Here is a 26,494-nt window from a genome sequence, read left to right as displayed (position 1 = left end):
GGCGGTTTTCAGTGGTCAGGCGCGCGCTCAGTGGGCCAGTTTGAGGCCGATGACACCGCCGACGATCATCACCAGGCACAACGCCTGGACCAGCGACACCGGCTGCTCCCCGGTGACCATCGCGAAGACGACGGTCAGCACCGCACCGATACCGACCCAGACGGCATAGGCAGTGCCCACCGGGAGGTCACGCATCGCGAAGGCCAGACCGCCCATGCTGGCGGCGAGGGCCACGAAGAAGACCACGGACGGCGCCACCTTGGTGAAACCGTCGGACTTGCCGAGCGCGGTGGCCCACACCGCCTCGAGAACACCGGACAGCACGAGTATCAACCACGACATGACAGCCTCCCGCGGGCCGTCTTGTCGCACACCGGGTACAGCACCCCTCGTCCGGGAGTCCAGGAGAGCGGACTCTGCCTCCACGTTGTCACATCACCGATCGCGACGGCAATGTCAGACCGGTCACCGACCACTGCTGAGCGAAAACGGGTGGCGCAGGCCATTGCCCGCACCACCCGTCAGCGAAAGACGTTGTCAGAAAGCCGCTTTGATCTCCGCGGCGGCATCGGCGCCGTACGCACCCTCGATGCGTGCGAGTGCCGACTCGACGTCCCAGGTCCAGTCCTGCGTCGACACGGTCTCGAGGACGAGGACGGCGACCATCGAACCGACCTGCGCGGCGCGTTCGAAACCGAGCCCCTTGGAGAGCGCCGACAGGAAGCCGGCCCGGAAGCCGTCGCCGACGCCGGTCGGGTCGACCTTCTCGGTCTCCGGGACGACCGGGACATGGAGACGGGTCCCGTCGCGCTCGACGATCTCGACGCCGTCCTTGCCGAGGGTCGTGACGCGCACGCCGACCATCTCCGCGACCTGCGTCTCGGACAGGCCGGTCTTCTGGCGCAGCAGGCCCCACTCGTACTCGTTGGTGAACAGGTAGGCGGCGCCGTCGATCAGCGTGCGGACCTGCTCGCCGTCGAGACGGGCGAGCTGCTGGCTCGGGTCGGCGGCGAACGGGATTCCCGCGGCGCGGCAGGCCTCGGTGTGGCTGAGCATGCCGGCCGGGTCGTCGGCGCCGATCAGCACGAGTTCCGGCGTACCGGTCTCGGCGATGACGTCGGCGAGCGAGATGTCGCGGCTCTCGCTCATGGCGCCCGCGTAGAAGGTGGCGAGCTGCGCCATCGTCTCGTCGGTCGTGCACATGAAGCGGGCGGTGTGATGGGTCTCGGAGACCCGTACTCCCCGGCAGTCGACGCCGTTGGACTCGAGCCACTTGCGGTAGTCGTGGAAGTCCGAGCCGACCGCCCCGACGAGCACCGGGTTGCCGCCGAGCTGTCCCATGGCGTAGCAGATGTTGCCCCCGACGCCGCCGCGGCGGACGACGAGGTCCTCCACCAGGAAGCTGAGAGAGATGTGTTCGAGGTGGTCGCCGAGCAGCTGCTCGGAGAACTTGCCGGGGAACTTCATCAGATGGTCGGTTGCGATGGAGCCGCATACAACGATTGCCACTGGCGCTCTCAGCCCTTCAGTTGTTTGGTCGGACAGCTGTCCACGCTACCCACTGCCCCGACATACGACACCGGCCGCATCCCGAAAAGGGATACGGCCGGTGCCGGAAGACGTGTTCGACTCAGTTGAACGAGTCACCGCAGGCGCAGCTGCCGGTCGCGTTCGGGTTGTCGATGGTGAAACCCTGCTTCTCGATGGTGTCGACGAAGTCGATCGTGGCGCCCTGGACGTAGGGAGCGCTCATCCGGTCCACGGCCAGCGTGACGCCGCCGAAGTCCGAGGTGATGTCGCCGTCGAGGGTGCGGTCGTCGAAGAAGAGCTGGTAGCGCAGACCAGCGCATCCACCCGGCTGCACGGCGATGCGCAACGCGAGGTCGTCGCGACCTTCCTGGTCGAGCAGTGCCTTGGCCTTGCTGGCTGCTGCGTCGCTCAGGATGACGCCGGTGGCAGTGCCCGTTTCGTTCTGCACGGTCATTGATGCTCCTGTAGTGGTGTGGTCCCGGTGTGACGTGGCCCGATCGCGTCGCGAGACCTGCTGCCCGCGCATGATCGGGAAACACCCCGCTCGCCGGGAGGTCGACCGGTTGTGCCCGTGCGTACAACCGTACTCCTTCGCGCTGTATTCCCGCCTACTCGGACGTGCGTTTCCCCCAGTGCGCGGGGTAGGAGCCGGCGACCGTCTCCGCGAGCTTCACGAGTTGGTTCTCGGCGTCGCTCATGGCGACCTCGACCGACCCGGCCACGTCGACGATGGCATGCGCTTCCGCGATGCCGGCCTCCTCGATCTCAGCCGCCGACAGCGCGACCTGTCCGGCGAGGACCAGGGTCGGCGCGCCGGCACCGGATGCGCCCGCGGTCGACGCCTCATGGTGCAGGGCCGAGACCACTTTTCCGCGGAGTGTCTGGGAGTCGAACTTCCCCTCGCCGGTGATGACGAGGTCGGCGGCCGCGACGTCGGCCGTCAGGTCGGTTGCCTCCGCGACGACCGTCGCCCCGGACACGCGACGGCCACCGAGGGCGAGCAGCGCGGCGCCGAGCCCACCGGCGGCGCCGGCACCGGCGTCGGCGGTGATGTCCCGGCACGCGAGCCCGTTCAGGGTCGCCGACCATTCGGTGAGGCGCTCCTCGAGCAGTTCGACGGTGTCGGGGTCGGCACCCTTCTGCGGCCCGAACACCGTCGCGGCACCGAGCGGGCCGAGCAGCGGGTTCTCCACGTCCGACGCCACGACGATCTCGATGCCGGCCAGCCTCTCTCGCGCCCGCTCCGGCCCGCCCAGGGCGTCGACGAGTCCCGCACCGCCATCTGTCGTCGAGCTGCCGCCGAGCCCGACGACGAGCCGCCGGACCCCGCGTGCCAGAGCCGCCGCCACGAGCTCACCGACACCGTGCGTGGTGGCCGCGACCGCGGTCCGCGGGGTCGGCCGTCCGCCCAGCTGATGGAGACCACACGCCTGCGCACATTCGACGTAGGCCGTCGACGAGGCGTCGTCGAAGAGCCAGCGCGCGGTGACACCCGCGCCGAGCGGACCGTGCACGTCCGCGGTGACGAGAGTGCCGAACCGCGCGGCCAGGACGTCGACGAAGCCGGGTCCGCCGTCGGACTGCGGGGCGAGGACGAGGGTGTCGCCGGGTCGGGCGGCCGCCCATCCGCGGGCGATCGCGGTCGCGGCCACCACGGCCGACATCGTGTCGCCGAAGGAATCCGGCGCGATCAGAACGTGCAAACGCCGACTTCCGTCCCGGGTCATGGGCACGAAGTATAGGGACGCGGTGGCCACCCGGCAGCGTGACCGATTTGGGCGACCGCAAGGGTCCACCGAAAAGCGACGACCACGCGTTTCGACCGCAATCACGATCACCTACGCTCGTAGGCGTGAAGCTGCCATGGAAGAAGGACGAAACGTCGGAGGATTCCGGCGAGAGCTCGGTGACCACGTACGCCGCCGACGACGCGGCCACCGAGGACTCCGCGCCGGCCAAGGGCAGCAAGACCACCCCCGGCAAGGGCCGTCCGACGCCCAAGCGTCGTGAGGCCGAGAACCGTCGCCGTGGTCCCGTCGCGCCGCCGCCGACCACCCGGTCCGAAGCGCGCGCACGCAAGAAGGAACTGAAGAACACTCTTTCCAAGGAAGAGAAGAAGCAGCTCTCCGCGGAGCGGCGCGCCAAGCGCCTCGAGCAGCGTGAGCGGATGATGGAGGGCGACGAGGCCTACCTCATGCCTCGCGACAAGGGCCCGGTCCGCCGTTACACCCGCGACCTCGTCGACGCGCGCCGCAATTTCGCCGGGCTGTTCATGCCGTTCGCGATCGTGCTGATCGTGCTGATGTTCATGGTGCCGCGGGCGGCCGCGCTCACCAACCTGATCCTCGTCGCCTTCGTCGTCCTGATGGCCGTCGACGGCGTCATCCTCGGTCGTCTCGTGAACCGCCGTGTCGCCGAACGCTATCCCGATTCACAGGACGGCGGCTTCAAGCTCGGTTGGTACGCGTTCACCCGAGCCATGCAGCTCCGGAAGATGCGTGCGCCCAAGCCGTCGGTGTCGCGCGGCGACGAAGTCTGATCAATGGCCGATCGCGCTACGCGCACACTCGTCCTGGGTGGTGTGCGTTCGGGAAAATCCGCATACGGCGAGTCGCTGCTCCGCGCGCATCGGCAGATCCGGTACCTGGCCACCGGCCCGGTCACGACGTCGGACGCCGAGTGGACGGCGCGGGTCAACACCCACCGGCAGCGTCGCGATGATCGCTACACGACCATCGAGACCACCGAGCTCGCCGACGCCTTGCGCGCGGCACCGGACATCCCGGCACTCGTCGACGACCTCGGGAGCTGGCTCACCGCCCGGATCGACGCCGTCGACGGCTGGGACTCGGGTTCGGAGATCGATCTCGACGCCGACGTGGCGGACCTCTGCGACGCGCTGCAGACGATGAACGCCGACGTGGTGCTGATCAGTTCCGAGGTGGGGCTCTCCCTGGTTCCCCCGACCCCGGCCGGCCGGCTGTTCCAGGATCTGCTGGGCACACTCAACTCCGCGGTGGCTCAGGCGTGCGACCGGGTGTCGCTCGTCGTGGCGGGCCGGGTGCTCGACCTACCGCGCGACGCGGTCGCCGACGACACCTCCGGCGCAACGGTGGCGGCAACCGCACCGGCCCCCCACCACGCCATGACTGCTCCGGTGGTCACACCAGCCCCCGTCACGCACGGACACGTTGTCGAGCCCACCCCCGTCACGACCGCCGGCGAGCTCCCCGATCCCACCGACGCCGAGGTCTTCGAACCGGTCACCCCGCCGAGCGAGGCGATCGCCTTCGAGGCCCGCGAGCGCCAGGCGACGCTCACCAAGCCGCCGGGTTCACTGGGACGCCTCGAGGAGATCGGCGTCTGGATCTCGGCGTGCCAGGGCCAGTGCCCACCCGCACCGATCACGTCGCCGAGCGTCGTCGTCTTCGCCGGCGACCACGGCGTCGCCCGCGGCGGCGTCTCGGCGTTCCCGCCCGAGGTGACCGCGCAGATGGTCGCGAACATCTCCGCCGGCGGCGCCGCGGTCAACGTGATGGCCGCACGTGTCGGCGCCTCGGTGACGGTCGTCGACATGTCCGTCGACGCCGACACCGCTCCCCACCTGTCGACGTTCAAGGTCCGTCGCAGCAGCGAGGACCTGCGTACCACCGACGCGATCACCCTCGCCGAGGCCCGCGCCGCGCTGGCCGCCGGTCGGGCCATCGCCGATCGGCTCATCGACTCGGGTAGCGACCTGCTGATCGCCGGCGAGATGGGGATCGGAAACACCACCCCGGCGACCGTCCTCATCGGTGCGCTCACCCGCCGCGAGCCGGTCGAGATCGTCGGGCGCGGAACGGGTGTCGACGACCATGGCTGGATGCGGAAAACCGCCGCGATCCGGGACGGCATGCGCCGCGCCCGCAAGGTGGTCCACGACCCGCTCGCCCTGCTCGCCGCGGTCGGCGGCGCGGACCTGACGGCCACCGCGGGATTCCTTGCCCAGGCCGCACTCCGTCGCACGCCGGTGATCCTCGACGGCGTCGTGATCACCGCGGCCGCGATGGTCGCCAACGAACTCGCGCCCGGCGCCATGCGCTGGTGGATCGCCGGACATCGCTCGGTCGAGCCCGCACACCGGATCGCGCTCGACCATCTCGACCTCGAGCCGGTCCTCGACCTCTCGATGCGACTCGGTGAGGGCAGCGGTGCGGTCCTGGCGTTGCCGGTCGTTCAGTCGGCCGCCGACATCCTCATCTCGATGGCGACCTTCGCCGAAGCCGGGGTGACCGACCGCGACGACTCAGCCGTACCCGAACCCGCCCCCGAGTCATCCTGACCGCATGACACGGCGTCGACCTGAACGCATGACACGGCCGGTTCACCGTTGATCTCGCCGTCTCGGGCGGTCCGGACCGCGCTGTGCTGGATGACCGTCCTTCCCGTCGGCACGGACACCGACCCGGACGAGACGCCGGATCGCGCGCTGGGCGGTGCGGTGATGGCCGCACTCCCCGTCGTCGGCATCGTGGTGGGTGCCGCGGCGGCTGCCCTGGCCGCCGGACTGTCGTTCACCGCCCTCCCGGCCACGCTCACCGGCATCCTCGTCGTCGTCCTGACATCGGCGCTCACCCGGGGAATGCACCTCGACGGCCTGGCCGACACCGCCGACGGGCTCGGGTGTTACGGACCGCCGGAGCGCGTCGCCGAAGTGATGCGGAGCGGGACCGTCGGCCCGTTCGGGGTGGCGACCCTCGTCCTCACACTGGGTCTGCAGACCGCCGGATTCACCGGCCTCGTGGGCGAATCCCGCTGGTATGAAATCGCTTTCGCGGTCGCGCTGGGCCGACTCGGGGCAGTCGTCGGCACCCGGACGTCGATCTCGCCCGCTCATCCGAACGGTTTCGGCGCCCTCGTCGCCGGCACCCAGCGGCTCTCGATCCCGGTGTGGTGTCTGGTCGCCGCGGTGGCGACGATCCCGATCGGACTGCGCGACAACGGGTCCGGCATCGACCTCGACCTCGTCGCGGTGGTGCAGGGACTCGTCGTCGTCCTCGTGATCGTGGTGTTCGCATGGGTTTTCACCCGGCACTGTGCGCGTCGCATGGGCGGACTGAACGGCGACGTCCTGGGCGCGACCATCGAACTCGGTGTCGCGCTCGCCGTGGTCGGTCTGCTCGTCTAGACCCGCACACAACAGTTCTGGCGCCACGATCCGCCGATCGTGACGCCAGAATGTCTGTGCCGCAGGAGATCCCTGGGACTCAGGCCCGGTACAACTCCGTCATCCACCCGTGGGTGTCGGCGAAGGTGCCACGCTGGATACCCGTGAGGGTGTCGCGCAGGGCCTGGGTGACCTCACCGGTCTCACCGTTGTTGATCGTGTAGTCCTCGCCCACGCCCTTGACGCGGCCCACCGGGGTGATCACCGCGGCGGTGCCACAGGCGAAGACCTCGGTGATGTCACCCGAGGCGACGCCCTTGCGGAGTTCCTCGGTGGTGATCTTGCGCTCCTCGACCGCGAAGCCGGCGTCGGTGGCCAGCGTCAGCAGCGACGACCGGGTGATGCCCGGCAGCAGCGAACCCGACAGTTCCGGGGTCACGAGGCGTGCATCGGCACCGGAGCCGAACACGAAGAACAGGTTCATTCCGCCCATCTCCTCGATGTAGCGGCGCTCGATGGCGTCGAGCCAGACGACCTGATCGCAGCCCTGCTCGGAGGCCTGACGCTGCGCGAGGAAGGCCGCGGCGTAGTTGCCGCCGCACTTGGCGAAGCCGGTGCCACCGGGAGCTGCGCGCACGTATTCGGCGGACAGCCACACGCTGACGGGCTTGATGCCGCCCGAGAAGTACGCACCGGCCGGCGAGGCGATGACGGAGTAGATGTACTGCGACGAGGGCGCGTTGACACCCAGGCCTGCCTGCGAGGCGAACATGAACGGACGCAGGTAGAGCGCCTCCTCGCCACCTGACGGGGGAACCCACTCGTGGTCGGCGGCGAGCAGCGCCTCGAGCGAGGCGATGAAGTCCTCGACGGGCAGCGCCGGCATCGCCAGACGCTCGGCGCTGAGCTGCAGTCGCGCCGCGTTGGCCTCCGGGCGGAACGCGGCGATCGAACCGTCGGGCTGCCGGTAGGCCTTGAGACCCTCGAAGACCTCTTGACCGTAGTGCAGGACCATCGCCGAGGGATCGAGCGCGATCGGACCGTACGGACGTACCTGCGCGTTGTGCCAGCCCTTGTCCGCGTCGTAGTCGACCATCACCATGTTGTCGGTGAAGTAGCGGCCGAATCCCGGGGCGGAGAGGATCTCCGCGCGACGGCTGTCCGACACCGGATGGGGATGCTCGGTACGGTTGAACTCCAAGGTCATGCGGCCCATGGTACCGCTGGCCGCAAAAGCATTATCGAGCCCGTCCGCGAGGCGTGAGACGGCCCACGGAGCAGCGTCACACCGCCGGGGTCACACGTGGGAGGGCACGAACGGCGGGATGACGACCTCGCACGTGAGATCACGCCCCCGCACGTCGACGATCACCTGATCGCCCTTGGCGACGCCCGACGCGGTGTCCAGCAAGGCCAGCGCGATGCCCTGCTTGAGGGTCGGCGAGAACGTCCCGGACGTGCACACGCCGATCGCGTTGTCCCCCAACCGGACCGCGCAGTCGGCGCGCGGCACGCCGCGGCCGGTGGCCTTGAGTCCGTAGAGCCGACGCGCCGGGCCGGCCTCCTTCTCGGCGACCAGGGCATCGCGCCCGAAGAACGACGGCTTGTCCCAGCCGACCGCCCAGCTCGAACGCGCCTGCACCGGGGTGATCTCCGGGCTCAGTTCGTGACCGTGGAGGGCGTAACCCATCTCGGTGCGCAGGGTGTCACGGGCACCGAGGCCGGCGGGCTGTCCACCGGCCTCGGTGATCGCCTCGAGCAACACGTCGAAGACGGCGCCGGCGTCGTCCCACCGCGGCAGTAGCTCGTAACCGCGTTCCCCGGTGTACCCGGTGCGGCACACGCGGACCGGCTTGTTCCCGTCCGCCGTCGACAGCTCGGCGTCGACGAAGGCCATGTACTCCATGTCGGCGGGCAGGCCCAGTGCGGTGAGGACCTCCGGCGAGCGCGGACCCTGCACCGCGAACACCGCGAGGTCGCGGTGCTGGTCGGTGATCGAGATCTGTTCGGGCGCAACGGCGGACATCTGTGCCACGACGGCCGCAGTGTTCGCGGCGTTGGGGACCAGGAACACCTCGTCGTCGCTCACGAGGTAGGCGATCAGGTCGTCGACGACGCCACCGGAGGAGTTGCAGCACAACGTGTACTGCGCCTTGCCGGGAACGATCTTGCCGAGATCGTTGGTGAGGGTGGAGTTCACGAACTCGGCGGCGCCGGGTCCCGCCACCAGCGCCTTGCCGAGATGGCTGACGTCGAAGATCGCCACGGCCTCACGCACCGCGGTGTGTTCGGCGACGGTGCCCGCGTAGGACACCGGCATGTTCCAGCCGCCGAACTCGGCGAAACTCGCACCGAGTGCGGCATGACGGTCGGCGATGGGTCCGGCGAGGAGTTCACTCATGGGCCATACGCTATCGGGCCACGCACGCCGACCGGAGCGGTCCCGCGGTCGCCGCCGACATGCGGCGCGCTGTGGCAGAGTTGAGCGGGTGAGCAAGAACGACACCGTCGACCGCGTGCGCGGCCCCGAATTCGACCTGTCCACCTCGATCGGCAAGGGCGACACCGCCCTGGTCATCGGCCTGATCAGTGCGCCGGAGGGCGACGAGAAGGCCGGCGGCAAGGAGGAGTCCACCGCCGAACCGACGCTCGCCATCGGTGACGGCGTCCTCGACGACGCGCAGGCAGTCGCGATCACCGCGGCCCTGACCGCACTCGGGGCCACCGGTTCGCACGGCGAGGTGACCCGCCTGGCGGCACCCGAGTCGCTGCCGGTCGACCTCGTCGTCGCGGTCGGTCTCGGGGACGCCGACGATCTCGACGACGCCGACCAGGTCCGTCAGGCCGCGGGCATCGTCGCCCGCGAACTCGACGGCCTCGAGTCGGTCGCGACCACCCTGTCGTCGGTGGACCTCGCCGCCGCCGCCGAAGGCCTGTTCCTCGGCGCCTACCGGTTCGACGAGTTCCGCTCCGAGTCGTCGAAGCCGAAGAAGACTCCGCCGCAACGCATCACATTGCTGGTCGAGTCGAAGTCCAAGGAGGCCAGGGCGGAGCTCGACCGCGCGATCGCGGTCGCCGACTCCGTGGCCATCGCCCGCGACTTCGTCAACACCCCGCCCAGCCACCTCTTCCCCGAGGAGTTCGCGGCCCGCGCCCGCACCCTCGGCAGCAAAGCCGGCCTGAAGGTTGAGATCCTCGACGACAAGGAACTCGAGGCGCAGGGTTACGGCGGGATCATCGGTGTCGGCAAGGGCTCCGCGCGCCTTCCGCGCCTGGTGCGGCTGACCCACACCGGCAAGAAGCCGGCCAAGAAGGTCGCCCTCGTCGGCAAGGGCATCACCTTCGACACCGGCGGCATCTCCATCAAGCCCGCCGCGAACATGGACCAGATGACCTCGGACATGGGCGGGGCCGCCGCGGTCATCGCCGCCACCATCCTGGCCGCCCGCCTCGACCTCGACGTCTCGGTCACCGCGACCGTGCCGATGGCCGAGAACATGCCGTCGGCCACCGCCCAGCGTCCCGGTGACGTGCTGACCCAGTACGGCGGTCGCACGGTCGAGGTCCTCAACACCGACGCCGAGGGCCGGCTGATCCTGGCCGACGCGATCGTGCGCGCGGCCGAGGACGACCCCGATTACCTCATCGACACCGCGACGCTGACCGGGGCGCAGATGGTCGCGCTCGGCACCCGCACCCCGGGCGTCATGGGCACCGACGAGTTCCGCGATCGGGTGGCCGCACGGTCGGCCGAGGTCGGCGAGAACGCCTGGGCGATGCCGTTGCCCGCCGAACTGCGTGCCGACCTCAAATCCCGTGTCGCCGATCTGGCCAACATCACCCCGCACCGCTGGGGCGGGATGCTCGCCGCGGGCATCTTCCTCAAGGAGTTCGTGCCGGAGGATGTCCAGTGGGCCCACATCGACATCGCGGGACCGGCGTTCAACACCGGCAGCCCGTGGGGCTACACCACCAAGGGCGGCACGGGCGTACCCGTCCGGACCATCGCCGCCGTACTCGAGGACATCGCGGCCAACGGCTGACATGACCGGCATCCCACGCTTGAGAATCGTTACCGCCGAGTACGAGCCGAATCCAGTCGGCGACGCGGCGTACGGGTAGGGTGATCCGCGGGGATGAGTGGCTGACCCGCCCCTCATCTCGGCGGTCCCCTGACCGCTTCCCACCCCCGTGCCCACGGAGCACACACCGACGGGCCACATCTACAGACCACCACGTCGAGTTCAGGAGTTCACAACGATGGCCTTCTCCGTCCAGATGCCCGCCCTTGGTGAAAGTGTCACCGAGGGGACAGTCACCCGGTGGCTGAAGGAGGAAGGCGACACCGTCGAGGCCGACGAGCCCTTGCTGGAGGTGTCGACCGACAAGGTCGACACCGAGATCCCGGCTCCGACCGCGGGCGTGCTGACGAAGATCATCGCCCAGGAGGACGACGTCGTCGAGGTCGGTGGTGAACTCGCACTGATCGGCGACGCCGACGAGGCCGGCTCCGGCGACTCCGGTTCCGACGATTCCGCAGGGGGCGACGAGCCCACCGACGCTGCCCCCGAGCCCGAGCCCGAGCAGGCCGCCGAGGAGCCCTCCACCGAAGAAGAGGCGCCGGCCGAGAAGCCCACCGCCGACACCGGTTCGGGTTCGACCGAGGGCACCGACGTGCTGATGCCCGAACTCGGCGAGTCCGTCACCGAGGGCACGGTGACCAACTGGCTGAAGGCCGTCGGTGACGAGGTCGCCGCCGACGAACCACTGCTGGAGGTCTCCACCGACAAGGTCGACACCGAGATCCCCTCCCCGGTTGCCGGCACCCTGCTCGAGATCCTCGCCCAGGAGGACGACGTCGTCGAGGTCGGCGGCAAGCTGGCCGTCATCGGTGACGCCTCGGCGGCCCCGGCGAAGAAGGAGCCCGAGCCGGAACCCGAGCCCGAACCGGAGCCGGAACCGGAACCCGAGGCCAAGGCGGAGCCGAAGGAAGAACCCAAGGCGGAGCCGAAGCAAGAGCCCAAGGCGGAGCCGAAGCAAGAGCCCAAGGCGGAGGCCCCCGCGAAGTCGACCCCGCCGACCGTCGAGTCGACCCCGTACGTGACCCCGCTGGTGCGCAAGCTGGCCGCGGAGAACAACATCGACCTGAACTCGATCAAGGGCACCGGGGTCGGTGGCCGCATCCGCAAGCAGGACGTGCTGGCCGCCGCCGAGGCCGCCAAGAAGCCGGCCGCCGCGCCGGAGAAGAAGGCCGAGCCGGCCGCCGCCTCGGCTGCGCCGTCGGCATCGCCGGAGATCCGACCCGAGCTCGCCGAGCTGCGCGGGACCACCCAGAAGATCAACCGCATCCGTCAGATCACCGCCAAGAAGACCCGCGAGTCGCTGCAGCAGAGCGCTCAGCTCACTCAGGTCTTCGAGGTCGACATGAGCAAGATCGTCGGCCTGCGCAAGGCGGCCAAGGACAACTTCAAGGCATCCGAGGGTGTCAACCTCACCTTCCTGCCGTTCATCGCCAAGGCCGTCGTCGAGGCGCTGAAGGTCCACCCGAACGTCAACGCGTCGATCGACGAGGACGCCAAGGAGATCACCTACTACGACAAGGTGCACCTCGGCATCGCCGTCGACACCCCGCAGGGTCTGCTGTCGCCGGTCATCCACAACGCCGATGACCTGTCGGTGGCCGGTCTCGCCCGCGCCATCGCCGACATCGCGGCCCGTGCACGCTCCAACGGCCTCAAGCCCGACGAGCTCGCCGGCGGCACCTTCACCATCACCAACATCGGCAGCCAAGGCGCCCTGTTCGACACCCCGATCCTGGTCCCGCCGCAGGCGGCGATGCTGGGCACCGGCGCGATCGTCAAGCGTCCGGTCGTCATCACCGGGGAGGACGGCTCGGAGTCGATCGCGGTGCGGTCGATGTCATACCTGCCGCTGACCTACGACCACCGTCTCATCGACGGCGCCGACGCGGGCCGTTTCCTCACCACGGTGAAGAAGCGCCTCGAAGAGGCCTCGTTCGCCGCGGACCTCGGTCTCTAGGTACACAACGAGACGACGTCGAGGCGATCGATGCGCATAGCCGTCGCAGGTTCACAGGGGCTCATCGGAAACGCCCTGGTCAACTCGCTGCGCGCGGCGGGCCACACGGTCATCCGTCTGGTCCGCCGCGAGGCACTCGCCGATGACGAGTTCAGTTGGGATCCCGAGACCATCGGGATGCCCGCCGAGAGTCTCGACGGCGTCGACGCGGTGGTCTCGCTCGGCGGGGTCGGCGTCGGTAACGGTCGATGGACCGGACGGTTCAAGCAGGAGTTGCGCAACTCCCGTATCACGCCGACCGAAGTACTCGCCGAGGCCGTGCGCGACCTGGGCATCCCGACGTTCATCAGCGCCAGCGCCACCGGTTTCTACGGTGACACCGGGACCCGGGCGGCGGTCGAAACCGATGGTCCCGGTGAGGGATTCCTCGCCGAGCTGGTCGTCGACTGGGAGCGCGCCGCCACCGCCAACGCGGGCCCCGACACCCGGGTCGTCCTGCTGCGGACCGCCCCGGTCCTCAGCGCGCAGGGTGGTCTGCTCGGCAAGTTGCGGCCGCTGTTCAAGCTCGGGTTGGGCGGTCCGATCGGCAACGGCAAACAGTACTTCTCCTGGATCAGCCTCATCGACGAGGTCAGGGCGATCGAGTTCCTCCTCGACTCCCCCGGCATCGCCGGCCCGGTCAACCTGAGTGCTCCGGGATCCCTGCCGTTCGGCGAGTTCTGCAAGGCCCTCGGCAAGGCCGTGCACCGTCCCGCGGTACTGCAGGTGCCCGAATTCGTGGCACGCCGCGTCGGTGGTGAGATGGCCGAGGAAATGATTCTGTTCAGTCAACGCGTTGAACCCCGCGTGCTCACCGAACACGGATTCACGTTCAACCATCCCGAGATCCGCCAGGCCCTGACCTACGCGATGAAGCCGGCGACATGACCCAGCATTCCGTCCGCGCCGACTCGGCTCCGATCGAGGTCCGGCGCCTGGGCATCGTCGACTACCGTGCGGCCTACGAGATGCAGCACCGTCTGGCGACCGAGCGCGCCGACGGCACGCTCGACCACGACGTGCTCCTGCTGCTCGAACACCCGTCGACCTACACGGCCGGCAAACGCACCGAGGACGCCGACCGGCCCACGAACGGCGCGCCGGTCATCGACGTCGACCGCGGTGGGCGCATCACCTGGCACGGACCGGGACAGCTCGTCGGCTACCCGATCGTGAAGCTGGCCGAGCCGCTCGACGTCGTCGAATACGTGCGGCGCCTCGAGACTGCCCTCATCTCCGTGTGCGCCGACCTCGGAGTCACCACCGGGCGCGTCGAGGGACGATCCGGAGTCTGGATCGACGACGACGCGGGTGAACGCAAGCTCGGTCAGATCGGCATCCGCGTGGCGCGCGGGGTCGCGCTGCACGGGTTCGCCCTCAACGTCGATCCCGACATGTCCGCCTTCGAGGCCATCGTGCCGTGCGGGATCGCCGATGCCGGCGTCACCTCGCTGGCCCGTGAACTGGCACAACCGATCTCGGTGACATCCCTCCTCGACGCCACCGCGGCCGCGGTTCTCGCCGCGATGGACACCCCGCGGGAGCCCGCCCCGACGGCAACCGAAGCCGCCACGACCGCGAGCGTAGGATCGGTCCGGTGACCGCGTCCCCCCTCACCCCCGGACCCGGTGCCCCCGACGCCACACCCCCGGCCTCGGCCACCGCACCGAAGACCACTGCTCCCACCTCACCGGCTCCCGAAGGCCGCAAACTGCTGCGACTCGAGGTGCGCAACGCGCAGACCCCGATCGAGCGCAAGCCCAGCTGGATCAAGACCCGCGCGACGATGGGCCCGGAGTTCACCGAACTCAAGGGACTCGTGAAGCGCGAGGGCCTGCACACGGTCTGCGAAGAGGCCGGTTGCCCCAACATCTACGAATGCTGGGAAGACCGCGAGGCAACCTTCCTCATCGGCGGTGAGCAGTGCACCCGACGCTGCGACTTCTGCCAGATCGACACCGGCAAGCCCGCCGAACTCGACCGCGACGAGCCGCGTCGCGTCGCCGAGAGCGTGCAGGCCATGGGCCTGCGCTACTCGACGATCACCGGCGTCGCCCGCGACGACCTGCCCGACGAGGGCGCCTGGCTCTACGCCGAGACCGTCCGCGCCATCCACCGGCTCAACCCGGGCACCGGCGTCGAGAACCTGATCCCGGATTTCCACGCCAAGCCCGATCTGCTGGCGGAGGTCTTCGAGGCCCGGCCGGAAGTGTTGGCGCACAACCTCGAGACGGTGCCCCGCATCTTCAAGCGCATCCGTCCGGCGTTCCGGTACGAACGGTCCCTCGAGGTCATCACCGCCGCGCGGGATTTCGGCCTGGTGACCAAGTCGAACCTGATCCTCGGCATGGGCGAGACGCCGCAGGAGGTGCAGTCGGCCATCGTCGACCTGCACGAGGCCGGTTGCGACATCCTGACGATCACCCAGTATCTGCGTCCCTCGCCGCGACACCATCCCGTCGAGCGGTGGGTCAAGCCGGAGGAATTCGTCGACCACTCCGAGTTCGCCCAGGAGGTCGGGTTCGCCGGGGTCATGGCCGGTCCGCTGGTGCGGTCGTCCTACCGTGCCGGTCGGCTGTACGCGCAGGCCATGGCTCACCACGGCCGCGAGATCTCGCCCGCCCTGGCGCACCTCGCCGCCGAGGGTTCGGCCAGCCAGGAGGCGTCGAGCCTGATGGCACGGCTCGCCCGCTGACGCATTCGTAGCCGCGCCCGCCGACCATGCGGCAGGTCGCCCGACGACCGGACGTAAACTGGCCATATGGCAAAGGCGCAGTCCGTGAGCAAGGAAGCAAAGGCCGCGAAGAAGCAGGCCCGCAAGGCTGCATCGAAGGAACGGCGCCAGCAGTTGTGGCAGGCGTTCCAGATGCAGCGCAAGGAAGACAAGCGACTCATCCCCTACATGGTGGGTGTGATCGTGCTGTCCATCGCGGTGTTCACGGCACTCGGCTTCCTGCTGGGCTCGCCGTGGCTGCTCATCCCGCTCGGCGTCGTGCTGGGCGTGCTGGGTGCGTTCATCCTGTTCGGCCGTCGTGTGCAGAAGAACGTCTACACCAAGGCCGAGGGCCAGCCCGGTGCCGCCGGATGGGCGCTGAGCAACATGCGCGGTCAGTGGCGCGTGGCCCAGGCCGTGTCGGGTACCTCGCACCTCGACGCCGTGCACCGCGTGATCGGCAAGCCGGGCGTGATCCTCGTCGGCGAGGGCTCCCCGACTCGCGTGAAGACGCTGTTGAACCAGGAGAAGAAGAAGGCCGCGCGCGTCGTCGGCGACACCCCGATCTACGAGATCATGGTCGGCAACGACGACCATCAGGTCCCGCTGTCGAAGCTGGAACGCCACCTCAACAAGCTGCCCAGCAACATCGACCGCAAGCGCATGGAGACCCTGGAGGGTCGTCTCGCCGCACTCAGCAGCAAGGCTCCCGGTCCCGGCATGCCGAAGGGCCCGCTGCCGGGCAACGCCAAGATGCGGAGCATGCAGCGCACCGCGCGTCGTCGCGGCTGAGCAACTGCGCAAACCCACCCTTTATGGAGAGATCCACCACCCGATCGGGTGGTGGATCTCTCCATTAGTGGTGGGTTTGCGGGGGCGGGCTCAGCGGGTGCGGAGGATCGCCGTCCCGGTCGCGCGATCGTGCAGAGCGCGACCGTTGTAGTCGTTGATCAGGGCCGGCACGAGGAACACCATCAGCAGCTGCCGGAAGAAGGCGCGCACGATGCCGACGGCGGCGGGGCTCTCCTTGCCGGTGGCCTCGGCGGTGTTCCGTTCGGGCCCGTAGTCGACGCGGGCCACGCGCATGCCGAGGACGTACTGGCCGGGGGTGAATCCGAAGAGTGACACCGCGAAGATGCCCATCACGAACCAGATGCCGAGCTGCGTGGTGCCCAGGATCGACGAATCGAAGCCGACGAACAGGATCGCGAGCCCGCCGGCGATCAGCCAGTCGACGAGCAACCCGGCGACCCGCGGCCATCCGGTGGCCAGCGACCCGGGTCCGCACGCGGGCAGACCGAGGTCCTGACCGCGGAAATCATTGTCGACGCCTTCGCCGGGACCGATCTGCGGTCCCGACAGCCAGGAACCGGTGACTCGTCCCATCGTGATGACTCCTCTCGCAACCGCGGCGTCATCGTCGACGACCGCGGCGTTCACTGGTGTCCATCGTAGTCGTGGGCGTCACCCCTTCGGTCTTCCCCGGTCGCCCCCGCGGGCTAGGGTGGGATTCGCCGAGTGCGTTCTCCGAGGTATGAGCCGTGTGTCGCCAAGAACACCGGGTGTGTAACACGGGGGAAACACGGACTTGACGCCTGGGCAACTTCGCCTCCATACGGTTGCCGCTGAGATCCGCTGCTGTTTCTCGGCGGCGGATGTGTGTGGCGTGTCAGTACCACTGACCACCCGATCACGAAGGAGTCACCGCACGGTGTACAGCAGTAAAGAAGAACTACTCGAGGGCATCAAGAAGGAAGGTGTCGAGTACGTCGACATCCGATTCTGCGACCTGCCCGGTGTCATGCAGCACTTCTCGATCCCCGCTTCGGCGTTCGACGAGGACGTGTTCGAGGACGGTCTGGCATTCGACGGTTCGTCGGTGCGCGGCTTCCAGTCGATCAACGAGTCGGACATGATGCTGCTGCCCGACCCGGCCACCGCGCGGATCGACCCGTTCCGCAAGGCGAAGACGATGAACGTCAGCTTCTTCGTCCACGACCCGTTCACCCGCGAGGCCTACAGCCGCGACCCGCGTAACGTCGCGCGCAAGGCCGAGGACTACCTTGCCTCGACCGGCATCGCCGACACCTGCTTCTTCGGTGCCGAAGCCGAGTTCTACATCTTCGATTCGGTGTCCTTCGGTTCGGAGATGAACGGCACCTTCTACGAGATCGAGTCGGAGTCGGGCTGGTGGAACACCGCCTCGCCGAGCGATCCGGACGGCAGCCCCAACCTGGGCTACAAGGTCCGCCCCAAGGGTGGTTACTTCCCGGTTGCTCCGTACGACCACTACGTCGATCTGCGCGACGAGATGTCGACCAACCTGCAGAACTCGGGCTTCGAGCTCGAGCGCGGCCATCACGAGGTCGGTACCGCGGGCCAGGCGGAGATCAACTACAAGTTCAACACGCTGCTCCACGCGGCCGATGACGTGCAGCTGTTCAAGTACATCATCAAGAACACCGCATGGCAGAACGGCAAGTCGGTCACCTTCATGCCGAAGCCGCTCTTCGGTGACAACGGCTCGGGCATGCACGCCCACCAGTCGCTGTGGAAGGACGGCAAGCCGCTGTTCCACGACGAGGCCGGCTACGCTGGCCTGTCGGATCTGGCTCGCTACTACATCGGCGGCATCCTGCACCACGCGCCGTCGCTGCTGGCGTTCACCAACCCGACGGTCAACTCCTACAAGCGTCTGGTCCCGGGCTACGAGGCTCCGATCAACCTGGTCTACAGCCAGCGCAACCGTTCGGCCTGTGTGCGTATTCCGATCACCGGCAACAACCCGAAGGCCAAGCGCCTCGAGTTCCGTTGCCCGGACAGCTCGGGCAACCCGTACCTGGCGTTCGCGGCGATGATGATGGCCGGCCTGGACGGCATCAAGAACAAGATCGAGCCGCACGAGCCGGTCGACAAGGACCTCTACGAGCTCCCGCCGGAGGAAGCCAAGTCGATCCCGCAGGCCCCGACCTCGCTGTCTGCCGTCATCGACCGCCTCGAGGAGGACCACGAGTACCTCACCGCCGGTGGCGTCTTCACCGAGGACCTCATCGAGACCTGGATCGCGCTCAAGCGTGAGAACGAGATCGAGCCGGTGCAGATCCGTCCGCACCCGTACGAGTTCTCCCTGTACTACGACTGCTGAGCACTGCGACTGCTGAGTCGCTTCTTTCAGCACGACGCCCCGTCCGCGTTCTCGCGGGCGGGGCGTTCGTCGTTGATGAGCACGCCTCTGGCGACGACGCACCGGTCACGTCGCCAGAGATCTCGTCTCCGTGAGCACCGCTCAAGGGCAATGTGCCCTCCGAGGCCCCTCAGATGGACGAGATCTGCGCCCGGTCGGCGCCGAGAGGTTCCACCCACCCCGACGCCGAGGTTGCGCACCACCGGCCCGAGGAAGCGCCGGAGACGCCATCTCGTGTTTCGGGGACACAGACGTAGGGCAGACGATGACACGCGACCGCGTGAACGGCCTATTGCGAGCGCCTGAACAGCCGTAGATGTGATCTGTCACACAATTGGGACTTCTTGCTCTGCCAAGCCACACGGTCCGGCCTTAATTTGGTCGTATGACCAGAGATGTGTATGTCGAAGATCTTGTCCCCGGGGATCGCATCAGCCTCGAAGGCACCCCGCGCGTGGTTCGCACCACCAGCCGCCTCGACGACAATCAGTTGCGCATCGAACTGGTCAAGGGCCGCGACGACCTCCATGAGGTCGTGCTGGATCGCACCGTCAAGCTCCAGGTGAACTAGAACCCCGACCGAGCTGTCCTGTCACTCTCAGGCGGCGTCGGCCCCGTCGAGATCGCCGAAGACCGCCTGATTGTGGTCGAATGCCGCGATGGCCTCCTCGACGAGTCGTTCGGTGGCCGCGGCGTCGAGCGGCAGGGCGTCGAGTCGAGCACGGTAGGCATCCTTGTAGCGCTTGAGCTTCTCGATGCCGTCGAAGCTGTAGAAGCTCAGAGCCGAGGCATCGACACCGTAGTGCTCACGCATGCGATGGGCCACGACCTGTCCCCCGCTCAGGTCTCCCAGGTACCGCGTGTAGTGGTGTGCCACGAATCGAGCCGGGTCATCTCGCGTGGCCTCGATGGCCTCGACATACCGCGCGACGGCCGGCAGCGGCGCGCACGACGTCGGGTCGATGCCGAACGACGCCAGATCTGCTCCGAGCCTCGGGAGCCGACGCAACTTGTCGTCGACGACGGCACCCGCGACCGGATCATCGGCGAGACCGTCGCCGACGGCTTCGAGGGCCTCGTAGACGAAGTACAACTGCACGGCCAGCCGCTGATAGTCACCGCTGTCGAGACGACCGGACATGAGGTCGTCGATGAAGGGGGCGTGCTCCGCACGCTGGTGGGCGACGGCGGTGGCCTCGCGAAGGCGTTGGGAAATACTGGGGCCCGCGGTGCCGGGTCCGGAGATGCTGGCGCTCATGATGCAACCAGTGTTACCACCAGCGCCCGATGATCGGAACCGGGCAGGTGATGATTGTCCATCGACGTGGCCACAAATCCGCGCAGGATGACCCGATCTATGGCGACGAGCGGGCGGTTGCCGATCCGCTTGTCGGTCGGATATGTCGGCAGGAAGCCCGCACCCGCCACGTCGGTACCGTCGACGAGCCCGTTGCCCAGCAGTTTGCGATACGTCGCGTGGTTCCAGGTGGAGTTGAAGTCACCGATCGCGAGAACCCGCCCCGTGGGCAGTTTCGCGAAGTGGTCGGCCAGGATGCCCATGTCGTGGAACCAGCCGTCCTTCTCGCCCCACAGCGGTGCGGCCGGGTGGATGGCGAGGACCTGCGTGCCGGGCGCACCCGGTAGATCTGTGCGCGCCTGGAGATTGTGGAGGATGGTGTCGGGGATGTTGAACTGCTCCGACAGCGGCTGCCTGGTGAACAACGCGGTGCCCGCGGCCTGCGGATACGGGATCGCGAACTCGTTCGGCAGCCGGCGCGCGATCTCACTCCCGCGAATGCGTTCCAGCGCTTCGGGAGTCACTTCCTGCAGGGAGACCAGGTCGGGGTCCGCCTCGGCCACGATCTTCTCCAGCACGCCGATGTCGCCACCACCGAACAGCAGATTGGCGGAGACGACGGTGAACTCCTGTCCCTGCGGGGCGCTCGCCGGAATCACCAGCGGGATCTGGGTGTAGGCCAGCACACCGGACACCGCGAGCGCGATCACCAGCATGAACCAGCGACGCAGCGCCGCGAAGATCGCGATGGCCATGAGCGCCGGGATGAGCGCGAACTGCACCACGCTCGTCAGATACAGGGCGGCACTCCCGCGCGAGGGGTAGAAGTGCAGCCACACCCCCAGCAGGACCCCGGCCAGCATCGCCCAGCCGAGGATGTACGCCGACACCCACAGAAACCTCTTCATCTGTCCCCGTACACCAGCGGCGGCGCCTATGCGCCGAAGACCTTGAGCACCACGGCCTTCGCCCGGCGCGTCACCCGCAGGTAGTTCTCCAGGAAGTCCGACGCCTTGTCCTCCGGCCAGCCGGCGGCGAACGCGATCTGTCGTAGCTGCTTGCCCGGGCCGGGCAGCTGGTCGACGGGCTTGCCGCGCACCAGAACCAGGGCGTTGCGCGCCTTGGTCGCGGTGATCCACGCGTTCTTGAGCAACGCGACGTCGTTCTCCGACAACAACTCCGCGGCACCGATCGCATCGAGCGATTCGAGTGTCGACGTGTTGTGGAGACTGCGGTAGCGGTGGGCGTAGCGCAGCTGGAGCAGCTGTACCGTCCACTCGATGTCGGCGAGTCCGCCGCGGCCGAGCTTGGTGTGGGTCGCCGGATCGGCTCCGCGCGGCAGCCTCTCGGCGTCGACGCGGGCCTTGATGCGCCGGATCTCCTTGACCGCCTCGTTGCTGACCCCGCCGACCGGGTAGCGCACGTGATCGATCATGTGCAGGAAGTCGATCCCCAGGGCCTCGTCGCCGGCGACCTGGTGCGCGCGCAGCAGCGCCTGCACCTCCCACGCCTGCGCCCACTGCGCGTAGTAGGCGGAGTAGGCGGCCAGGGTTCGCACGACCGGCCCGTTCCGTCCCTCGGGACGCAGCCCCGTGTCGACCTCGAGCGGGGGGTCGGCGCTGGGACTGCCGAGCGCGGATCGGACGGTCTCGGCGATGGTCTGCGACCACCGGACGGCGTCCGATTCGTCGGCGTCGCGGTTCGGCTGGCACACGAACAGCACGTCGGCGTCCGAGCCGTACCCGAGTTCGCCGCCGCCGAGCCGGCCCATACCGATCACCGCGATGCGTGCGGGCGCGGGCTTGCCGCGGTCTCGTTCGGAGATTCTGATGGCGACGGTGAGTGCGGCGTTGAGGACCGCGGCCCACACACTCGACAGCGCCTTGCACACGGTCGGCACGTCCATCAGGCCGAGCACATCCGCCGAGGCGACCCGGACGAGTTCGGCACGACGATGCGAACGCGCAACGGCGACCGCACGTTTCATGTCCTGCTGACGCACGGTCGAGGCGATGAGCCCCTTGGCCACGTCCTCGGGCCGGATGTCGCACAGCTTCGGACCGTCGGGACCGTCGGAGTACTGATGGATCACCTCCGGCGACCGCATCAGCATGTTGGCGATGAACTCCGAGGTGCCGAGCACCTTCATCAGCCGTTCGGCGACGACCCCGTCGTCGCGGAGCAGACGGAGGAACCAGTCCTTGTCCTCGAGCGCCTCGCACAGCCTCCGGTAGTTGAGCAGGCCGGCGTCGGGATCCGGGGTGTCACCGATGTGTTCGAGCAGCTGCGGCAGGATGAGGAGCTGGATCTGACCCCGGCGTCCGGGTGCGTTCGACAGCGCGCGGATATGGCTGAGCGCACGGTCGGGCATGGCGTAACCCAGTGCGGCCAGACGCCTCTCGGCCGACTCGTCACTCAGGGTCAGCTCGTCGGGCTTGAACCGGGTGACCGCCTCGAGCAGCGGACGGTAGAACAGTTTCTGGTGCAGACGCCGCACGCGGAGGGTCTGGTGGCGGATCTGTTCGCGCAGCACGCCGGTCGCGTCGAGTTCACCCTCGCGCCGGATGTGGGCTGCACGCGCGAGCCAGCGCAGGGCCTCGGTGTCCTCGGCCTTCGGGAGGAGGTGGGTCCGCTTCATCCGCTGCAGCTGCAGCCGGTGCTCGAGCAACCGTAGGAACTGGTATGACGCACTGAGATTCGCGCCGTCGTCACGTCCGACGTATCCCCCGGCGGTCAGTGCCGCGAGCGCGTCGACCGTCGGCATCACCCGGAGGTTCTCGTCGACTCGTCCGTGGACCATCTGCAGCAGCTGCACCGCGAACTCGACGTCGCGCAGACTTCCCTGTCCCAGTTTGAGATTGCGCTCGCGCTCCCCCTCCGGAACCAGCGACTCGACACGGCGTCGCATCTTCTGCACCTCGGGCACGAAGTCGGGACGCTCGGCGGCCTTCCACACCATCGGCTTGACCGCCGCGATGTACTCGTTCGCGAGTTCCATGTCACCGGTCATCGCGCGGGACTTGAGCAGCGCCTGGAACTCCCAGGTCTTGGCCCATCGCTCGTAGTACGCGACATGGGATTCGAGGGTGCGGGTCAGCGCGCCGGACTTGCCCTCCGGCCGCAGCGCGGCGTCGACCTCGAAGAAGGCCAGCGAACCGATCCGCATCATCTCACCCGCGATGCGCGACGCGACCCCGTCGGCGGGATCGCTGACGAAGATGACGTCCACGTCACTCACGTAGTTCAGCTCGCGCGCGCCACATTTGCCCATCGCGATGACCGCGATCCGGACGGGGATCGGATCCTCGCCGCACACCTCGGCGAAGGCGACGGCGAGTGCCGCGGTCAGCGCTGCGTCGGCGAGGTCGGAGAGATAGGCACCGACCTCGGGCAGCCACATCACCGGTTCGTCCTCGACCGTCGAGGCGACGTCGTGCGCGGCGAGCTGCAGGATCAGGTCGCGGTAGGCGCGACGGAGGGCGACGACGGACTTGGGTCCGGTGAGCTTCGCGCGGTAGACGCGATTACCCTTCTCGATCTCCCCGGGCTCGGGCTCGGCGCCGACGGCTTCGAGCATCCGGCGATCGACCTCGTCCCGGTCGAGCAGCTCGTCGGCGAGCAACAGACGCCAGCTCGCCGGCTCGGCGACGAGATGATCGGCGAGAGCGTCGGAGGAACCGATGAGGCCGAACAGACGCCCCCGGAACGACCGGTTGGTGCGCAGGGTCGAGTCGATCTCGGACCACTCGTCCTCGACGGCCCCACGCAGACGGACGAGCGTACGCAGGGCGAGGTCGGCGTCGGGCGCTCGCGACAGCGCCCACAGCACGTCGACGGACTCGGGCGTGTTCCAGCCGAGCTCGGCGAGGTTCTGTGGCGCGGCGGTGTCCAGAAGTCCCAGCCGTCCCGTGCTGGGTACCGCGCTGCGTCCCGATTGTCTTGTCACATCACAAAAGTAGCGGCCCGACCACCGATGATGTCATCGCGGTCGGTGAACGTGACCGGGTTGGTCCCTACAGCGGCAGGTAGTTCTTCAGCTCGTACGGGGTGACCATGCTGCGATAGCCCGTCCACTCGGACCACTTGTTGCGCAGGAAGTAGTCGAACACGTGCTCGCCGAGGGCTTCGGCGACCAGCTCCGAGTTCTCCATCTTGGTGAGTGCTTCCGCGAGGCTTCCGGGGAGCTCCTGGTATCCCATCGCCCGGCGCTCGGCGGACGTGAGGGCCCAGACGTCGTCCTCGGCCTCGTCGGGGAGTTCGTAGTCCTCCTCGATCCCCTTCAGGCCCGCCGCGAGCAGGACGGCAAAGGTGAGGTAGGGGTTGCAGGCCGAGTCGGGGCTGCGCACCTCGATGCGGCGCGACGACGGCTTGTTGGGCGTGTACAGCGGCAGCCGGATGAGCGCGGACCGGTTGGCACCGCCCCAGGTCGCGGCGGTCGGGGCCTCACCGCCGTGGATCAGACGCTTGTAGCTGTTCACCCACTGGTTGGTGACGGCGCTGATCTCCGACGCGTGGTGCAGGATGCCGGCGATGAACTTCTTCCCGGTGGCCGACAGCTGCATCGGGTCGTCGGGATTGTGGAAGGCGTTGATGTCGCCCTCGAACAGACTCATGTGCGTGTGCATCGCCGAACCGGGGTGCTCGCTGTACGGCTTGGGCATGAAGGTGGCCCACACACCCTCGTTGATCGCGACCTCCTTGATGAGGTAGCGGAAGGTCATCACGTTGTCGGCCATCGACAGGGCGTCGGCGTAGCGGAGGTCGATCTCCTGCTGGCCGGGTGCGCCCTCGTGGTGGGAGAACTCGACCGAGATGCCCATCGACTCCAGCGCCTCGATGGCGTGGCGGCGGAAGTTGGGAGCGGCGTCGTGCACGGCCTGGTCGAAGTAGCCGCCGGAGTCGGCCGGGGTCGGCACCGATCCGTCGAGCGGCGCGTCCTTGAGGAGGAAGAACTCGATCTCGGGGTGCACGTAGCAGCTGAAGCCGAGGTCGGCCGCCTTGTTCAGCTGGCGACGCAGCACGTGGCGCGAGTCGGCCCAGCTCGGGGTGCCGTCGGGCATAGCGATGTCGCAGAACATGCGGGCCGAGTGGTGCCGACCCGCGGAGGTGGTCCACGGCAGGATCTGGAAGGTGGACGGATCGGGCTTGGCGACCGTGTCCGCCTCGGACACGCGGGAGAAGCCCTCGATGGCCGAGCCGTCGAAGCCGATGCCCTCGGAGAAGGCGCCTTCGAGCTCGGCCGGCGCGATCGCCACGGACTTCAGATAACCGAGTACGTCGGTGAACCACAGCCGAACGAAACGGATGTCGCGCTCTTCGAGGGTCCGCAGCACGAATTCCTTTTGGCGATCCATGGTCGCCGACATTAGAAGTCGGCTGTTAAATCTGTGTTACACGCGCAAGACCAACTCGCTGTCCAGCGAGTTTGTCGGCGCCATCCCATCATCTGGGCCAACAACCCGTAGGGCTGGGAAGCCCCCGAACAGCCCGGATGCCGAAGGACCGCGACGGCCGCTGCACAACGGTCCCTGCCCACCCCCAGCGGGGTGTGACCAATTGCATAACTCACGGCGGTTACACCACAAATCCGCGGTGACACAATGGCGCTTGTCCGTGTTCAACCCGGGTACCCGCCGCGCCTCTTCTGGCCAGCCGGGACTCGAGGCAGGAAAAGAGACGACGATGTCCGAAACCTCGGTCTATGGTGCTTCCACCGCAACCCCGGCCACCGACGCGCCCAAACGTCGTGTGACCCGCGTCCATCACCTCGCCCAGATGAAGTCCGAGGGCGAGAAGTGGTCGATGCTCACCGCCTACGACTACTCGACGGCCCGGATCTTCGACGCCGCCGGAATCCCGGTGCTGCTCGTCGGCGACTCGGCGGCCAACGTCGTCCTCGGCTACGACACCACCATCCCGGTCAGCGTCGACGAGATGATCCCGCTGATCCGCGCGGTCGTGCGCGGTGCGCCCCACGCCCTCGTCGTAGCCGACATGCCCTTCGGCAGCTACGAGATCGGGCCGCAGCACGCCCTCGAGAACGCCTTCCGGATCTTCAAGGAGACCGGCGCCCATGCGGTCAAGCTCGAGGGCGGTGAGCGCGTCGCCCCCCAGATCGCGGCACTGACCGCCGCCGGCATCCCGGTCATGGCGCACATCGGGTTCACCCCGCAGAGCGTCAACGGCCTCGGCGGCTTCCGCGTCCAGGGTCGCGGCGACGGCGCCGACCAGCTCATCGCCGACGCGATCGCGGTCCAGGAGGCCGGTGCCTTCGCCGTCGTGATGGAGATGGTGCCCGCCGAGTTGGCCGGACAGATCTCCCGCAAGCTGACCATCCCGACCGTGGGCATCGGCGCCGGCAACGAGACCGACGCCCAGGTCCTCGTGTGGCAGGACATGGCGGGCCTCACCCACGGCAAGACCGCGAGGTTCGTCAAGCGGTTCGCCGACGTCGGCTCCGAATTACGTTCGGCCGCCGAGCAGTACGCCGACGAGGTCCGTCGCGGCGTGTTCCCCGGCCCTGAGCACAGCTACTGAGCTTCGGCG

The 26,494-nt window shown here is 68.3% G+C and carries 23 protein-coding genes and 1 riboswitch; of the genes, 12 read left to right on the top strand and 11 right to left on the bottom strand.

The window, feature by feature from the left end:
* Positions 1-27: 27 nt before the first annotated feature.
* From GOAMI_RS03220 to GOAMI_RS03205, 4 genes are all read right to left on the bottom strand, one after another.
* On the bottom strand, positions 28-342 hold the full coding sequence (locus GOAMI_RS03220) for a DMT family transporter (protein ID WP_006434952.1): 315 nt from the start codon (positions 340-342) through the stop codon (positions 28-30).
* Positions 343-352: 10 nt separating this feature from the next.
* Positions 353-420, bottom strand: a riboswitch (guanidine-III (ykkC-III) riboswitch).
* Between the two features lie 117 nt (positions 421-537).
* The gene (locus GOAMI_RS03215; protein WP_006434951.1) at positions 538-1,509 is read right to left on the bottom strand and encodes a carbohydrate kinase family protein; all 972 of its coding nucleotides are present in this window, start codon (positions 1,507-1,509) and stop codon (positions 538-540) included.
* Between the two features lie 121 nt (positions 1,510-1,630).
* Complete coding sequence (locus GOAMI_RS03210) at positions 1,631-1,984, bottom strand: HesB/IscA family protein (RefSeq protein ID WP_006434950.1); 354 nt, start codon at positions 1,982-1,984, stop codon at positions 1,631-1,633.
* A 154-nt stretch (positions 1,985-2,138) separates the two neighbouring features.
* Positions 2,139-3,233 carry a glycerate kinase family protein gene (locus tag GOAMI_RS03205; protein ID WP_006434949.1) on the bottom strand — a complete coding sequence of 365 codons (1,095 nt, stop codon included), beginning with the start codon at positions 3,231-3,233 and terminating at the stop codon, positions 2,139-2,141.
* Positions 3,234-3,382: 149 nt separating this feature from the next.
* Between GOAMI_RS03205 and GOAMI_RS03200 the strand changes: the two genes are divergently transcribed.
* Genes GOAMI_RS03200 through GOAMI_RS03190 form a run of 3 tightly spaced genes read left to right on the top strand, consistent with a single transcriptional unit; the run spans position 3,383 to position 6,697 of the window.
* On the top strand, positions 3,383-4,069 hold the full coding sequence (locus tag GOAMI_RS03200) for a DUF3043 domain-containing protein (protein WP_006434948.1): 687 nt from the start codon (positions 3,383-3,385) through the stop codon (positions 4,067-4,069).
* Between the two features lie 3 nt (positions 4,070-4,072).
* Complete coding sequence (cobT, locus tag GOAMI_RS03195; protein WP_006434947.1) at positions 4,073-5,851, top strand: nicotinate-nucleotide--dimethylbenzimidazole phosphoribosyltransferase; 1,779 nt, start codon at positions 4,073-4,075, stop codon at positions 5,849-5,851.
* A gap of 48 nt (positions 5,852-5,899) precedes the next feature.
* The gene (locus GOAMI_RS03190; protein WP_006434946.1) at positions 5,900-6,697 is read left to right on the top strand and encodes an adenosylcobinamide-GDP ribazoletransferase; all 798 of its coding nucleotides are present in this window, start codon (positions 5,900-5,902) and stop codon (positions 6,695-6,697) included.
* A gap of 79 nt (positions 6,698-6,776) precedes the next feature.
* Here GOAMI_RS03190 and GOAMI_RS03185 read toward each other — a convergent pair whose 3' ends face one another.
* Together GOAMI_RS03185 and gcvT are read right to left on the bottom strand one after the other, a co-directional pair.
* Positions 6,777-7,883: a branched-chain amino acid aminotransferase gene (locus tag GOAMI_RS03185; protein ID WP_024500421.1), complete on the bottom strand. Its 1,107-nt coding sequence runs from the start codon at positions 7,881-7,883 to the stop codon at positions 6,777-6,779.
* A gap of 90 nt (positions 7,884-7,973) precedes the next feature.
* Entirely contained in the window at positions 7,974-9,077 is a 1,104-nt protein-coding gene (gcvT, locus tag GOAMI_RS03180; protein ID WP_006434944.1) for a glycine cleavage system aminomethyltransferase GcvT, read from the bottom strand.
* 88 nt (positions 9,078-9,165) lie between these two features.
* On the opposite strand from gcvT, the gene GOAMI_RS03175 reads away from it, so the two are divergent.
* From GOAMI_RS03175 to GOAMI_RS03150, 6 genes are all read left to right on the top strand, one after another.
* On the top strand, positions 9,166-10,719 hold the full coding sequence (locus tag GOAMI_RS03175; protein WP_006434943.1) for a leucyl aminopeptidase: 1,554 nt from the start codon (positions 9,166-9,168) through the stop codon (positions 10,717-10,719).
* Between the two features lie 217 nt (positions 10,720-10,936).
* Positions 10,937-12,715, top strand: coding sequence for a 2-oxoglutarate dehydrogenase, E2 component, dihydrolipoamide succinyltransferase (sucB, locus tag GOAMI_RS03170; RefSeq protein ID WP_006434942.1), 1,779 nt, complete (start codon positions 10,937-10,939; stop codon positions 12,713-12,715).
* Between the two features lie 30 nt (positions 12,716-12,745).
* Positions 12,746-13,642, top strand: a complete 897-nt coding sequence (locus GOAMI_RS03165) for a TIGR01777 family oxidoreductase (RefSeq protein ID WP_006434941.1) — start codon at positions 12,746-12,748, stop codon at positions 13,640-13,642.
* Positions 13,639-14,355 (top strand): lipoyl(octanoyl) transferase LipB, encoded by a 717-nt coding sequence (gene lipB / locus GOAMI_RS03160; RefSeq protein ID WP_006434940.1) that lies wholly within the window; start codon positions 13,639-13,641, stop codon positions 14,353-14,355. Before GOAMI_RS03165 ends, lipB begins: the two co-directional genes overlap by 4 nt.
* Complete coding sequence (lipA, locus tag GOAMI_RS03155) at positions 14,352-15,449, top strand: lipoyl synthase (protein WP_006434939.1); 1,098 nt, start codon at positions 14,352-14,354, stop codon at positions 15,447-15,449. The genes lipB and lipA overlap by 4 nt, the downstream gene beginning before the upstream one ends.
* A 66-nt stretch (positions 15,450-15,515) precedes the next feature.
* Complete coding sequence (locus GOAMI_RS03150; protein ID WP_006434938.1) at positions 15,516-16,259, top strand: DUF4191 domain-containing protein; 744 nt, start codon at positions 15,516-15,518, stop codon at positions 16,257-16,259.
* Between the two features lie 90 nt (positions 16,260-16,349).
* Here the strand turns inward: GOAMI_RS03150 and GOAMI_RS03145 are convergent, their stop codons facing one another.
* Positions 16,350-16,853 carry an RDD family protein gene (locus GOAMI_RS03145; protein WP_006434937.1) on the bottom strand — a complete coding sequence of 168 codons (504 nt, stop codon included), beginning with the start codon at positions 16,851-16,853 and terminating at the stop codon, positions 16,350-16,352.
* Positions 16,854-17,178: 325 nt separating this feature from the next.
* Between GOAMI_RS03145 and glnA (GOAMI_RS03140) the strand changes: the two genes are divergently transcribed.
* Together glnA (GOAMI_RS03140) and GOAMI_RS03135 are read left to right on the top strand one after the other, a co-directional pair.
* Entirely contained in the window at positions 17,179-18,612 is a 1,434-nt protein-coding gene (gene glnA, locus GOAMI_RS03140) for a type I glutamate--ammonia ligase (RefSeq protein ID WP_006434936.1), read from the top strand.
* A 424-nt stretch (positions 18,613-19,036) separates the two neighbouring features.
* Entirely contained in the window at positions 19,037-19,222 is a 186-nt protein-coding gene (locus GOAMI_RS03135) for a hypothetical protein (RefSeq protein WP_006434935.1), read from the top strand.
* A 27-nt stretch (positions 19,223-19,249) separates the two neighbouring features.
* Here the strand turns inward: GOAMI_RS03135 and GOAMI_RS03130 are convergent, their stop codons facing one another.
* The 4 genes from GOAMI_RS03130 to glnA (GOAMI_RS03115) form a co-directional block, all read right to left on the bottom strand.
* Complete coding sequence (locus GOAMI_RS03130) at positions 19,250-19,909, bottom strand: biliverdin-producing heme oxygenase (protein ID WP_006434934.1); 660 nt, start codon at positions 19,907-19,909, stop codon at positions 19,250-19,252.
* Positions 19,906-20,856, bottom strand: coding sequence for an endonuclease/exonuclease/phosphatase family protein (locus GOAMI_RS03125; RefSeq protein ID WP_040004532.1), 951 nt, complete (start codon positions 20,854-20,856; stop codon positions 19,906-19,908). Before GOAMI_RS03125 ends, GOAMI_RS03130 begins: the two co-directional genes overlap by 4 nt.
* A 26-nt stretch (positions 20,857-20,882) precedes the next feature.
* The gene (locus GOAMI_RS03120) at positions 20,883-23,894 is read right to left on the bottom strand and encodes a bifunctional [glutamine synthetase] adenylyltransferase/[glutamine synthetase]-adenylyl-L-tyrosine phosphorylase (protein ID WP_006434932.1); all 3,012 of its coding nucleotides are present in this window, start codon (positions 23,892-23,894) and stop codon (positions 20,883-20,885) included.
* 67 nt (positions 23,895-23,961) lie between these two features.
* Entirely contained in the window at positions 23,962-25,302 is a 1,341-nt protein-coding gene (gene glnA, locus GOAMI_RS03115) for a type I glutamate--ammonia ligase (protein ID WP_040004539.1), read from the bottom strand.
* 328 nt (positions 25,303-25,630) lie between these two features.
* On the opposite strand from glnA (GOAMI_RS03115), the gene panB reads away from it, so the two are divergent.
* On the top strand, positions 25,631-26,485 hold the full coding sequence (gene panB, locus GOAMI_RS03110) for a 3-methyl-2-oxobutanoate hydroxymethyltransferase (protein WP_006434930.1): 855 nt from the start codon (positions 25,631-25,633) through the stop codon (positions 26,483-26,485).
* Positions 26,486-26,494 lie beyond the last annotated feature (9 nt).

Origin of the sequence: Gordonia amicalis NBRC 100051 = JCM 11271 (assembly GCF_000332995.1) — a bacterium.
GTDB classification, from domain to species: Bacteria; Actinomycetota; Actinomycetes; order Mycobacteriales; family Mycobacteriaceae; genus Gordonia; species Gordonia amicalis.
Note: the sequence above shows the minus strand (reverse complement) of the source record. Positions and strands in the feature narration are given on the sequence as shown.